We start from the raw sequence: 12,766 nt of genomic DNA, 5'->3' as shown, positions 1-12,766 counted from the left end.
TTATAAAATTTATATATAATTTATTTTTACCACAAAAAGTTTAATATTTCAACCTATCGCTCGTCTTCTTCGGTCTTATTGTTAGACTTTGAATTTTCTTTACTTTGTGCTTGTTTTGTAGGATCCGTTGTTTCATCAATCGTTGCCGTATCTTTCGACTTAGATCCATTTGATTTAACAAGACCTTTACTATTGTATTTGAGCGATTTTCCATTTTTATCTGTGAATTCTTTATTAACTTTACTATCATTATTTTTTTGATTTAAAGTCTCAAAATCCATTTCGTTTTCTTGTTTATCTACTTTTTCTTGATAACAAATCTCTTTGTCATCTTTAGTACTTCTATTATATTCCTTTTCCTTTGAAAAATCATCTATTTTTTCTTTTTTTTCATCACTATAGGTACTATCACTTTGCTTATCTTTATCACTAGAAATTCTTCCAGTTGATGATAACAATGAAAAAACAGAATCATTTTGACATACCTTGACCTTTTCTTCCTCGCTTGGTATTTCACCATCATCGTCACTCTCATCCTTATATATGTCTTCCATCATGACATAACGTCCTGTTGAAATACCGAGTTTAGTAGCCTTTTCATGCACTTTTTTATTTGATTCTGTAAAATATAGATTTAAAGACTTATCGCCTTTTTTCTTAATCAATTCTTCAATATGATTTTCTAAACTACTAATTGTACTCTTATTATCACTTGAAATATTCATAAGAATATAATTATTAGTTTTCTTGATATAATTTTCCTTATAAAGGATATCAGTCGTTGTATCAATTGCTTTATCAAAGTCACAATATTTTTTACATACTGTATTATATTTTTTTAATACCCTCTTTCCATCAATATTGAGTGCACTGACTTCAATTACTTTTCCTTGGCGGTTTAGAGTATACTCTACCGAAGGGTTAATATCTAGTGACACGTATATATATGGACTTCGACAATAAAAATTATAACTAGCTGTTGCAATTAAAACAATTGCAAAACATACGCATGCAAACATTATTTCTTTGATATACTCTACCATTTCATCTTTTATATTTTTTTGTTTTTCAAGTTCTATGGTTTCGCCTATCATACCCTGACAATCGACAGTTAAAATTTCACCATCTTCTCTAAGTACAACAACTTCATTATTTTTATCCTTGTCTAAAATTAATGCCTTCATATTCAACTCTCTGTCTTCTATATCTTATATATTTTACAAATATTAATCACCTAAAACTAAAAATGCCTCAAGAATAATTTAACATAATATTTCTTGAGACACCTAACCTTATTTTATACATTATTTACAGAAATGTCAAATTTTAATTAACATTTTTATATTTTCCTAAAAATTCCATTGTTCGTTGATTCTTCGAATTAAACATTTCCTCTGGAGTTGTTTCCTCAACTATAAATCCTTTATCCATAAAAATCATTTTGCTTGAAACATTTTTTGCAAAATCCATTTCATGGGTTACAATTACCATTGTCATTTTTTCTTTTGCTAATTCTTTAATGACTTTTAAAATTTCTATTGTTAACTCTGGATCTAAGGCTGAAGTTGGTTCATCAAAAAATAGTATTTGTGGCTTTAGTGCAAGTGCTCTAGCAATTGAAACTCTCTGCTGCTGCCCACCTGATAATTGACATGGGTATGCATCTTCTCTTCCTTCTAATCCCATCTTTTTTAATAATTCTCTAGCCTCTTTGATAACCTCTTCTTTATTTCTCTTTTGCACTCTAATAGGTGCATCAATGATATTTTTCAACACTGAATAATGTGGAAAAAGATTAAAATTCTGAAAAACTAAGCCAAAACACTCCATTGCTTTTTTCACACTATTTTTATCAGCATATATAGCTTTTTTTCCATCAGATTCAACAACTTTTTTTCCTAAATATAAAAGTTCTCCATCATCAATTGTTTCAAGAAAAGTTGCACATCTTAAAAGTGTTGATTTTCCAGAACCAGAAGGTCCAATAATCGAAACGACATCTCCTTCATTTACTCTAAAACTTATATCTTTGAGAATTTCGTTTCCATCGAAACTCTTTTTTATATGTTTCATTTCTAATACACACATAAATATACTCCGTTCCATAATATTTTATTTTTAAACATATACTATATTTCATAATAGCTTAATTTATCTTCAAAAAGTTCCATAACTGTAGCTACTGCAAAATTAAATATATAGTAAAAAATAGCCGCTACTACAAAAGGAAGCATACTTTTTTCTGATGCTGCAAGTGCCTTAGCCCCTGAAAACATCTCTGAATATGCAATCGAAAATGCTAACGAAGTATCTTTAACTAATGTAATTACTTCATTGGTAATTGCCGGTAATATTCTTTTTATAACCTGTGGTAAAATTATAAAAATAAACGTTTGAAACTTATTGTAGCCTAATATTTTTGCTGCTTCGTATTGTCCAGCAGGCATAGATGATATACCACTTCTAAAAATTTCCGCAAAATATGCTGCATAGTTTATAGAAAATCCAATAATAACAGCAATGCCTCTGTATTCTGGCGACAATTTACATCCAAACAAATAATACGGTCCATAATATACAACTAACAGTTGTAACATCAAAGGTGTTCCTCTCATGATCGAAATATATACCTTAACAACTGCCTGTAATAAATAATTCTTTGACATTCTTCCTGTTGTTACAATTAAACCAAGAGGCAATGAAAAAATAAGTGTCAACATAAAAATCATTATTGTAACCATCATGCCATCAGCTAATTGTAATACAATATCTATCATATTCATAAAAAAATCAAAACAACCCTTCCATTTTTTATTATTTTAAAATACAAACATCTGCCTTAAACCATTTTTTTGAGATTTTTGCAAAAGTTTTATCTTTTTTCATTTCAATTAATTTTTCTTCAACTAAATCTCTTAACTTAGTATTTTTCTTCTCAAATCCAACGCCATATTTTTCATTTGAAATTTTATCCTTTAAAATTGCAAATTTATCTTCACGTCCTTTTATTTGATCTTTTGCAACAAAAACATCCATTGCAACTGCATCAACTGCACTAGACTCTAAATCCATCATTGCTGTATTATAGTCTCCTACTGTCTGCATTTTAGAAAAACTTTTTAATAAATCCTTATGATCTTCATCTTTTAAAGCTGTTTCTGCTGATGAATCCATCTGAACGTCAATTACTTTTCCAGCTAAATCTTTTGCATTATTAATATTCGAATCTTTTTTAACTACAAACACTTGAGAATTATCCATATATGCCTTAGTCCAAGCATAATTCTTCTCTCTTCCGTTTATTGTAAATCCGTTCCAAATACAATCTATATTTCCTGTTTCAAGTTCAATATCCTTTGAATCCCAATCAATTGGTTTTAAAACAAGTTTCTTATTCATTCTTTTCGCGCATTCTCTTGCCAAATCGATGTCAAAGCCTTTAAATTCACCATTTTTATCTTTATATCCAAAAGGTGGAAAATTTTGATCAAAACCAACTACAAATGTATCTTTCTTATTATCTTGTACTTTCTTCTTATTGTGTAAGCCACTATAAACTCCTAACACCGCAATAAGTATCGCTATTACAACCAATAAAGAAATTTTTAGTTTTTTTGCTTTCATATTTTTCTCTCCTTTTTACTTTAGTATGCTAATATGGTAATAGATTATCATAATAACATCACATTGTAAATAGGTAGGTTAAATATTATTATATTTAATTCCAAAATATTCTAAATATGAACTAAACTTTTCTTGTGCTACTAATGTTATGTTCTTTAAAATAGAAGGTTCTTCTTTCCATTTTTCTATTCCTCTTAAATAAAAGACAGACATATCTTCCTCAATTAAAAACGGTACAATTCTATTCTTTAAACATTCTTTCAATACTATTAGCCTCGCGATTTTTCCATTAGAAATCGAAAATGGCGAAATCATCATAAAACGGTGTAAAAGATATAATACATCGTCTAATTCTACATTTTCTTTTGAATTATATTCATCTAATAATATTTTTATTTCTTTTTCAACATTTTCTGGTTTTACAGTTTCGATTTCATTAAATTTATTTTCTGATTTTTTATAACATGAATTCTTTGAAGTAAGATTTTCTACTACATCAGTGGAATTTTCTAACATAAAAAATAGTTTCTTTATATATTTTTCATCAAGATCCTTTTTTGCTGTTTTAATAATAAAATCTAAACATCTAAAATGATTACTCATCTCTATGATTTCATCAACATCAAGAATATTTCCACCTAATGATAAACTTTTATCGTCGTGCATATAGCGAACTTGCTCTCTTGATAATTTTCCGCCCTCTAATTTAAACGTATTAAATGTAGCATCAATAACAAATCCATGATAAATTCCATCATCAATTCCTTTTTTCATTTCTATCTCTAACGCCTTTAACAAACCTTTTTTCTTCCTTTTACTCTCCATTCTAATAGGTTTTCTAGCGTTTTCAGGAATTAGCCACATCTTTCCTATTTTTTGTACTCCAGGAATCATTCCTTCCTGACAATAATTTCTAACTGCCCTAGTTGTTATTTTCCATTCTTGCGCAATTTGTGTGACTGATTTATATTCCTGCTTAATATTATCATTTAAATCCATACAAAATCTCCTTTTAAAAACTTACATTCTTCATTCTACATACAAAATATAATTTAAATTTGCATACATTGCTTCTTAATTCTAAATTCATATACATTGTTTCTTAAATTTAGACTTCCATACTTTATTTCGTACTAAACATAAGGTATTTATAATACTTTTATTCAATAATTCTACTTTATATAAAAGTTTCTTTCAATACACTATTATTGTCTTTTCTTATCAAATTTTTTATAATTAATATTAGCTTAACGAAAGAAGGTAATATAATATAATGAAATTTACAACAGAAAATGAATTACAAAATTTTGATTTTAAAGACGCATATATAAGTGATATTCGCTTTTCGCTAGATAACTTTATGCTATATCTCGATAATGTAAAAATTTTACCATCTAATTCTACTAATCGTGATATTCGTACAATGCGCACTAATAATCTAATACTAACATTAGAAAAAGCCACAATAACATCCTTTATAAACGAAGGCTATAAAGTTTATAACGCAGATGGAAAACTTTTAAAAACTGTAAACGATTCACCTATACCAGAAGAAAATTATAAACAAGCTGTTAATGAATTAATTTCTTGCACAATTAACAATATTGAACAAACTGATGATAAATATACTATTTCAATTGACACTGAAGACCACACTTATTTACTTACTCTTACTAGTCAACGTAATCTAGAAGATTGGAATAAATATTTTAATTTATAAATTAATTTATAAATGTTATATGTAAAACTTTAAAAAACTTTTTTATGATTTTTGACCATAAACTACGATGATGGCCTCATAGGTCATTCTAGAAACTTTCCCTATGAGAACCATCATCTATATATAAACTATACTTACATAGTATAGATTTCTATATCAAATTTAACCCTACATTCATAATCTCTCATCCTTTACATTAACTATTTCGTATCAACTACTCATCAACTTTACTGTTAATTTTGCTTAAAGTTTCAAGAATTTTTCTTGCATAATTACATCTTCAGGAATCTCTGCCCCCTGTGATTCTAATTTCTTAATAACGTTAGAAATTAATACTTGTTGTGAATTAATAGTATTATCATATTTTGCAAGAACTTCTTTATACTGAGGATTTTCTTTTAATTTTTCTCTAAATGGTTTAGAAAAAGCACAATATGTTGATAAAATTCCTCTTGTAACCTTATTTAATCTCAATGATCCTGCGACTTCAAATTTCATATATGTCATATAATCTGCTATAAAAACATTTCTAAAATTATTTGAATACTTTTTCAACTGTAGTTTCAACTTTTCCTTTTGATCTGTTGATAACTGTGAATTTTTCTTATAAAACTGTAAATAATCACAATACTCAGATGTTAATGAAGGATCTTTAATATTATTCCAATATGCACCTTGTACAGTCTTGCACATCTCCCAACGATATTCGCCACAGATTCTCAAAAAACTCATTTCAACATCTTCAAAATGGAATATAGAAATAAGCATTCTTGCTGGTGTAGCTCTACGTCTTCCTTCTATTTCCTGCCACATAGAACTTCTTGTTCCTAAATTTGGGAACAAAATTACATAAGGCATAATTTCTTTTTTCACATATAATTGATTAATTCCTTTTGATACATCTGAAAAAACCGTCTCTCTATAAAATAAACTATAATCAATACTTTTTATTTTATTCAAAATATCGTTAATCACTTCTTTCGACATGTAAGAAACATCTAATGGTTTTTGAACATTTTCCTTGTCAAATATAGGTATAAAAACAGAAATCCTACCAAAAGACATTCTATTTCCTAATGTAAAGAAATTCTTAACTTCAAACTCTAATTTTTTCTCTTTATCTTCAAGCAACTCGTTATACTCTGCATCTGAAATTTCACCATGAGCCTTTTGCTCTCTAAGAAAAGTTGGATAATCCGCATCAAACTCATTTCTTGATGGCTCAACTTTTTCGTCATATACCATTCTAAGCCATTCAACCAATGTAACAACCTTACCATCTTCATCAGATTCATAGTTTTTTGCTAATTTATACAACTCCTTAGTGTATTCCTCCCCAGCAAGTTTCTCGTCAATAAAACCAAACATCAAAAACATCGTCACTTCTATCGGAACCATCTCTTCTTCTAATGTTTTTTTGAATATATTTACATAAATACTATAAAAATCCTTTGCAATATCTCTTCTAAGTATTCGCATTTCATCCGATGTATCTGTTCTATTCGAAGAGGCACTATATTTTTCAACATTTTCTTTAAATCTAATCTTTAAATCAACATCAATGTTTGCATACTCAAGAATAACATCTATTGCATTATCGATAACTACATTTTCATCATCCTCAAAAGAATCTCTCTTTAACTGTTCCGATTTAGCTTTTACTTTTAAAAAAATAGATTTAAAATTAGCAGATGATTTCATGAAATTCAAATTATATTCATATATATATTTACTTTCAGCTAAAATTTTTCTAAACAAAGTCGCATTTACAAGTACCGTTCCACTACACATTGAAGCATTTATTCCGTAAAAATTTTCACGTATTTTAGCATCATTTTTATATAACTCAGTAACAAAATTGGCCCTCCAACTGTTAATTATTTCGCTTTGCTTTAACTCTTCTATGTTATAGAGTTCGAAAAAAGTTCTACATGGTTCACCTACTAACGCACAAAGAGTAGGATATTCTTTTTCATTTTTTCTTAATTCTTCTATATTTGATAACATTTTTTCATACTTTTTCTTCAAATTCACATATGCATTACACGAAAGTTGTACCGTTTGGGATGCTAAAACATTTGCTATTTTAGGATTCGATAATATTGCTTTTTCTATATCATTGTCTGATTCATATTTATAACTATACACAGTCGCATCCGTCATTGCTTGATAAGTGTTTAAATATTTTTCATTTGGAGTTTCCCCTAATCCCAATATTCCTCCTGTAGAAATATTTACATCAATACAATCAGAAAACATCTTTATTGTGCCTTTTAAAACAATATCAATTGTATTAACTTCATCCTCTAGACCATGTATTATCTGACCTTTTTTTATCTCTATTAAGCTCATTCTAGTTTCATCCTTCCTCTTTAATCATCTACAGACCATATATCTCTTTAAAACTATATCGGTATACTATTTTTTTTAATTACGTTTCTTATTTCACAGGAAAACTTACTATAAAAAAGGTTTACTATAAAATTGTTTTTTATATATTTTTAATACAAAAATAAATTGACGTATCTCTCTTATGACATTATAATTGAAGTTGCGTATTTTTTGAGATTCTATAGAGTTCATACAAACTCAAACTCTAAAACATAAATCATTGCTCTACTGATTATCAAATAAATACTATATAAACTGATAATCATAATTATTAAATAAATAATTATTCTATAACTAAATTTTAATTCAGACGATTTCACGAAAGGAGATTTATATATGTGGGTTGCTGATAATTGGAAAGACTACAATGTCTTAGATTGCTCTAGAGGCGAAAAATTAGAACGCTGGGGTGACTATATCCTAGTTCGTCCAGATCCTCAAGTAATATGGGATACTCCTAAAAAAAGTAAGGGATGGAAAAAGAAAAATGGACATTACCACAGAAGTTCAAAAGGTGGTGGCGAATGGGAATTCTTCGATTTACCAGAACAATGGAGTATTAATTACAAAAATTTAACTTTTCAATTAAAACCATTTAGCTTTAAGCATACTGGTCTTTTCCCTGAACAAGCAGTTAACTGGGATTGGTTTTCAGATAAAATAAGAAACGCTAATCGTCCTATCAAAGTTTTAAATCTTTTTGCTTACACAGGTGGAGCGACTCTTGCGGCTGCAGAAGCTGGTGCTCAGGTTACTCATGTAGATGCTTCAAAAGGAATGGTTGCATGGGCCAAAGAAAACGCTATTTCTTCAGGTTTAGCAGATGCTCCTATTCGTTGGCTAGTTGATGATTGTGTAAAATTTGTTGAACGTGAAATTAGACGTGGACATCACTATGACGCTATAATCATGGACCCACCATCATATGGCCGTGGACCTAAAGGGGAAATTTGGAAAATCGAAGACAATATTTATAATTTAATTAAATTATGTACTCAAATTTTAGTTCCAAATCCTCTATTTTTCCTTGTAAACTCATACACAACAGGTTTACAACCAGCCGTATTAAAATACATGATTACAACAGCATTAAAAGATTTTCCTGGAACAGTTACAGCTGATGAAATTGGACTACCAGTTCACTCAACAGGATTAGTTTTACCTTGTGGTGCAAGTGGACGATTTGAAGGCAAATAGACCAAAATAATATATTTACTATAACTGCAAAAAGGATAGATATTATATATTCTCCTTTTAGATTTAACTCTATTTAGAAAATATATTAATATCTATCCTTTTATTTTTAATATCTTAATATCCTAGACTTTTATTTTTAATATCTTAATATCCTAGACTCTTATTTTAAATATCTTAATATCCTAGACTTTTATTTTAAATATCTTAATTCTAGTCCTCTATTTTTTCTACAGCATCTTTTTCTTACGTAAAATCAATATCAATATCACGCATATAACTATAGTCAACAATATAATTATTGAAAATCCATGTGTAGTTTTAGCTAAAGGCATCCATCTAGTATCAACATTCATACCATATATACCAGATATTACAGTTGGAACAGCCATTATTAAAGTTACAGATGTAAGTGTTTTCATTACAGCATTCAATCTATTATCTAAAACCGATGAAATCAATTCTCTCGTACCTTGTACAATATCTCTATAAATACTAGTCATCTCAAACGCCTGTTGATTTTCAATAATAACATCTCCTAAAAGCTCTTTATCTTCAGGATATTGTTCAAGTCGTTTGTATCTAGTTAATCTATCTAATACAACGCCATTTGCTCTTAAAGATGTCGCAAAATAAACAAGTGTAGATTCTAATTCATGTAACGCTATTAAATCTTCTTCTCTTGTGTCGTTTCCAATACGTCCCTCTATTTCTGTTCGCATTTTATCAATAACACGAAGATTACTCTGATAAAGCGCCGCTGTTCTATATAATATTTGATACACAAATCTTAATTTCTTTTTCGTAGAAAATTCCTTCACCCTATTCTGAATGAAAGTATGTAAAACCTGAGTATCTTCAGTACAAATTGTTAAAATAACATCAGATGTTAGAATTATACCTAATGGTATAGTTGTATAAGATTCTTTCTCGTGACGAATTTCTGTCGTCGGAATATCCACCAAAATCAGCGTGTAGCCATCTTGTAATTCTATACGTGAACTTTCCTCCTCATCTAATGCTGCCAAGACATCTTCAATATCTACCTTCAATTGTTCCGCAATATATTGTCCTTCCGCAACGGTCGGATTGATCATTTGAACCCAAACACCGCTTCCGATTTCTTTTTGCTCAAAAATCATCTTATTATCAGTTTTATAATACTTAACCATTCATTTCATCTCTTTCATATATAATCTGATAAACTTTTAAATCTAACCACTTATTAAATTTAAAACCAACCTTTTTTAATTCTCCACAATATTTAAACCCAAATTTCTCGTGAAGCTTACAACTCGAAATATTTTCACCAGTAATCAATGAAACAACTGTATTAATTTTTTTATTCTTTTGTGCAAAATCTAGGACAAATTCCATTAATTCTTTTCCAATACCTTGTCCGCGATAATCCTTATGCAAATATATTGAAATTTCAACGCTTCCATCAAAAGCTTTTCTATCTCTATATCTTGATAATGATGCATATCCCACTGCAACACCATCTATCTCTTTAACGAAAATAACATATGGATCTTCAAGATGCTCTTCAAACCATCTTTTTCGCTCATCAAAACTTTTCTCTTCAGTATCAAAAGTTGCAATTGAATTAATTATTGCTTCATTATATATATCCATTAGTTGACATATATCTTCATATCTTGCTCTTCGTATCATAAAAAACTTTCCTATCTTGCTTTAGCTAATATAAATAAAACTAACCAATTAAACCTACATAAAGTTATTTCATACATTATATCGGTTTAATCAAAATATTACTTTGAAGAATATTTTTCACAATGTTTTCTAATTAATTCTTCATCTTCAAAATAATTTATTTTCATCATTTCTTTCACTTCTCTCATAGTTTGAGCAGCTTTTTCTCTAGCTACAATACTTCCTTCTTTTAGAATATCATATACACCTAAAATATCTTTTTCAAACTCGCTACGTCTTAATCTAATTGGTGAAAGTTCCTCTTGTAAAACATTATTTAAGAATTTTTTAATTTTAACATCGCCTAATCCACCACGTTTATAATGTGCTTTCATTTCATCAAGACAACTGTAATCTGGGGCATACTCATCAATATGTCCCTGCTTACAAAAGGCATCTAGATATGTGAAAACAGTATTTCCTTCAATATGACCTGGATCAGATACCTGAATATGTTCAGGATCAGTATACATACTCATTACTTTCTTTCTAACTTCTTCTTCTGAATCTGATAGATAAATACAATTTCCCAATGATTTACTCATTTTTTGTTTTCCATCAATTCCAGGTAATCTCATACAAGCATCATTTTCTGGCAAAATTACTTCAGGCTCAACTAAAACTTCTCCATAAACTGAATTGAATTTTCTAACAATCTCCCTTGCCTGCTCAATCATTGGTAACTGATCTTCACCAACTGGTATAGTTGTTGCTTTAAAAGCTGTAATATCAGCAGCCTGACTAATTGGATATGTAAAAAATCCTACTGGAATACTTGCTTCAAAATTTCTCATTTTTATCTCATTTTTTACAGTAGGATTTCTTTGTAATCTAGAAACTGTAACTAAATTTGAATAGAAAAATGTTAATTCAGTTAATTCTGGAATCTGTGATTGCACAAAAATATTAGATTTTTTTGGATCAATGCCGCAAGACAAATAATCTAATGCAACTTCTATAATATTCTGTCTAATTTTCTCTGGATTATCAAAATTGTCAGTTAACGCTTGTGCATCAGCTATCATAATATATATTTTATCAAACTCTCCACTATTTTGAAGTTGAACTCTTCTCTTTAATGAACCTGCATAATGACCAACATGCAATCTTCCAGTTGGTCTATCTCCTGTTAAAATTATCTTTTCCATATCTCTTTCTCCCTACACTTTCTCTTATTACATAATATCTACTTAATATCTACTTATCGATTTAATAATATTTAGCTTGCATTTTATAGACTGTTTTTATGTTTTTGAGCTTATACTATATAGACTATTTTATGTTTTTAAGCTTCTACTATATAGACTGTTTTTATATTTTTTAAGCTTATACTATATAGACTGTTTTTATATTTTTTAAGCTTATATTATATACAGCTAACAAGCTACGTAATTTGTGCTGCCTATCCTAAACAGATAATATAAAATAAAAAAACCCTTATCACATAGGATAAGAGTATATAGCCACCTGTGTATTTGTAACATACTATCATATGCCTTGCAATAACGGCGCAATACCGTCGAAAACTAATCACATATATAACAAATATGCTTTGTTTTCGCCCTCATGAGTCCATTCAATACATCTCAACCATCGCATTTCCACCATCAGCGACTCTCTATACGTTTACTAACATATCTACTACTCTCAATCATCAGTTTATCTCACCTAACCATAGTATCAATAAATTCTTTCCTTGTCAAGAAAGATGTTAATCTATAGCATAAAAAAAGAAGTACTTAAAATAAGTACTTCTCACAGGGGTGGAAGGAATCGAACCCTCCTCTGGAGTTTTGGAGACTCTTATTCTACCGATGAACTACACCCCTTCAATCTTTAATTGTTTCATATATCTTCAAAACTTCATACAAGTTATTAAAAACCTTTTTTGGTCAAGCCTTCGACCTATTAGTAACAGTCAGCTACATACATTACTGCACTTCCACCTCTGCCCTATTTACCTGTTAGTCTCTCAGGGGTCTTATCTCCTTTTAGGAGGGGATATCTCATCTTGAGGGGGGCTTCACGCTTAGATGCCTTCAGCGTTTATCCCTTCCGAACTTGGCTACTCTGCTATGCCGTTGGTCGACAACAGATACACCAGTGGTTCGTCCATCCCGGTCC

At 29.3% G+C, this 12,766-nt stretch carries 11 protein-coding genes, 1 tRNA gene and 1 rRNA gene; 2 read left to right on the top strand and 11 right to left on the bottom strand.

The window, feature by feature from the left end; all coding sequences use genetic code 11:
- Window positions 1-53 precede the first annotated feature (53 nt).
- The 5 genes from BMY79_RS08140 to BMY79_RS08120 all read right to left on the bottom strand — a co-directional run bounded on the left by BMY79_RS08140 (window position 54) and on the right by BMY79_RS08120 (window position 4,623).
- Window positions 54-1,184, bottom strand: coding sequence for an anti-sigma-I factor RsgI family protein (locus BMY79_RS08140; protein ID WP_074730737.1), 1,131 nt, complete (start codon window positions 1,182-1,184; stop codon window positions 54-56).
- A gap of 142 nt (window positions 1,185-1,326) precedes the next feature.
- The gene (locus BMY79_RS08135; RefSeq protein ID WP_022748993.1) at window positions 1,327-2,088 is read right to left on the bottom strand and encodes an amino acid ABC transporter ATP-binding protein; all 762 of its coding nucleotides are present in this window, start codon (window positions 2,086-2,088) and stop codon (window positions 1,327-1,329) included.
- A 41-nt stretch (window positions 2,089-2,129) separates the two neighbouring features.
- Complete coding sequence (locus tag BMY79_RS08130) at window positions 2,130-2,783, bottom strand: amino acid ABC transporter permease (protein WP_022748992.1); 654 nt, start codon at window positions 2,781-2,783, stop codon at window positions 2,130-2,132.
- 31 nt (window positions 2,784-2,814) lie between these two features.
- A complete protein-coding gene (locus BMY79_RS08125; protein ID WP_022748991.1) occupies window positions 2,815-3,624 on the bottom strand; it encodes an amino acid ABC transporter substrate-binding protein in 810 nt (269 codons plus the stop codon).
- A gap of 78 nt (window positions 3,625-3,702) precedes the next feature.
- Window positions 3,703-4,623 (bottom strand): Fic family protein, encoded by a 921-nt coding sequence (locus BMY79_RS08120; RefSeq protein WP_022748989.1) that lies wholly within the window; start codon window positions 4,621-4,623, stop codon window positions 3,703-3,705.
- 274 nt (window positions 4,624-4,897) lie between these two features.
- Between BMY79_RS08120 and BMY79_RS08115 the strand changes: the two genes are divergently transcribed.
- A complete protein-coding gene (locus BMY79_RS08115; protein WP_027422519.1) occupies window positions 4,898-5,344 on the top strand; it encodes a hypothetical protein in 447 nt (148 codons plus the stop codon).
- Window positions 5,345-5,587: 243 nt separating this feature from the next.
- On the opposite strand, the gene BMY79_RS08110 is transcribed toward BMY79_RS08115, so the two are convergent.
- Window positions 5,588-7,696: a cyclic nucleotide-binding domain-containing protein gene (locus tag BMY79_RS08110; protein WP_022748986.1), complete on the bottom strand. Its 2,109-nt coding sequence runs from the start codon at window positions 7,694-7,696 to the stop codon at window positions 5,588-5,590.
- A gap of 375 nt (window positions 7,697-8,071) precedes the next feature.
- Between BMY79_RS08110 and BMY79_RS08105 the strand changes: the two genes are divergently transcribed.
- Window positions 8,072-8,932 (top strand): class I SAM-dependent methyltransferase, encoded by an 861-nt coding sequence (locus BMY79_RS08105; RefSeq protein ID WP_022748985.1) that lies wholly within the window; start codon window positions 8,072-8,074, stop codon window positions 8,930-8,932.
- 227 nt (window positions 8,933-9,159) lie between these two features.
- On the opposite strand, the gene BMY79_RS08100 is transcribed toward BMY79_RS08105, so the two are convergent.
- From BMY79_RS08100 to BMY79_RS08080, 5 genes are all read right to left on the bottom strand, one after another.
- Window positions 9,160-10,101 carry a magnesium transporter CorA family protein gene (locus BMY79_RS08100; protein WP_022748983.1) on the bottom strand — a complete coding sequence of 314 codons (942 nt, stop codon included), beginning with the start codon at window positions 10,099-10,101 and terminating at the stop codon, window positions 9,160-9,162.
- Window positions 10,094-10,603, bottom strand: coding sequence for a GNAT family N-acetyltransferase (locus BMY79_RS08095; RefSeq protein ID WP_022748981.1), 510 nt, complete (start codon window positions 10,601-10,603; stop codon window positions 10,094-10,096). Before BMY79_RS08095 ends, BMY79_RS08100 begins: the two co-directional genes overlap by 8 nt.
- 98 nt (window positions 10,604-10,701) lie before the next feature.
- Window positions 10,702-11,790 carry a tryptophan--tRNA ligase gene (trpS, locus tag BMY79_RS08090; RefSeq protein ID WP_022748980.1) on the bottom strand — a complete coding sequence of 363 codons (1,089 nt, stop codon included), beginning with the start codon at window positions 11,788-11,790 and terminating at the stop codon, window positions 10,702-10,704.
- Between the two features lie 610 nt (window positions 11,791-12,400).
- Window positions 12,401-12,471 (bottom strand) — tRNA-Trp (locus BMY79_RS08085).
- Window positions 12,472-12,530: 59 nt separating this feature from the next.
- A 23S ribosomal RNA gene (locus BMY79_RS08080) occupies window positions 12,531-12,766 on the bottom strand; the annotation flags it as partial.

Source organism: Lachnobacterium bovis, assembly GCF_900111325.1.
GTDB classification, from domain to species: Bacteria; Bacillota; Clostridia; order Lachnospirales; family Lachnospiraceae; genus Roseburia; species Roseburia bovis_A.
The sequence above is the reverse complement of the archived record's forward strand: the minus strand, read 5'-3'. Positions and strand labels throughout refer to the sequence as shown.

Excerpts from the sequence above, each read along its gene's own strand:
- BMY79_RS08100 (WP_022748983.1), bottom strand. The coding sequence starts at position 10,101 with ATGGTTAAGTATTATAAAACTGATAATAAGATGATTTTTGAGCAAAAA.
- BMY79_RS08130 (WP_022748992.1), bottom strand. The coding sequence starts at position 2,783 with ATGAATATGATAGATATTGTATTACAATTAGCTGATGGCATGATGGTT.
- BMY79_RS08110 (WP_022748986.1), bottom strand. The coding sequence starts at position 7,696 with ATGAGCTTAATAGAGATAAAAAAAGGTCAGATAATACATGGTCTAGAG.
- BMY79_RS08095 (WP_022748981.1), bottom strand. The coding sequence starts at position 10,603 with ATGATACGAAGAGCAAGATATGAAGATATATGTCAACTAATGGATATA.
- BMY79_RS08115 (WP_027422519.1), top strand. The coding sequence starts at position 4,898 with ATGAAATTTACAACAGAAAATGAATTACAAAATTTTGATTTTAAAGAC.
- BMY79_RS08105 (WP_022748985.1), top strand. The coding sequence starts at position 8,072 with ATGTGGGTTGCTGATAATTGGAAAGACTACAATGTCTTAGATTGCTCT.
- trpS (WP_022748980.1), bottom strand. The coding sequence starts at position 11,790 with ATGGAAAAGATAATTTTAACAGGAGATAGACCAACTGGAAGATTGCAT.
- BMY79_RS08120 (WP_022748989.1), bottom strand. The coding sequence starts at position 4,623 with ATGGATTTAAATGATAATATTAAGCAGGAATATAAATCAGTCACACAA.
- BMY79_RS08135 (WP_022748993.1), bottom strand. The coding sequence starts at position 2,088 with ATGTGTGTATTAGAAATGAAACATATAAAAAAGAGTTTCGATGGAAAC.
- BMY79_RS08125 (WP_022748991.1), bottom strand. The coding sequence starts at position 3,624 with ATGAAAGCAAAAAAACTAAAAATTTCTTTATTGGTTGTAATAGCGATA.
- BMY79_RS08140 (WP_074730737.1), bottom strand. The coding sequence starts at position 1,184 with ATGAAGGCATTAATTTTAGACAAGGATAAAAATAATGAAGTTGTTGTA.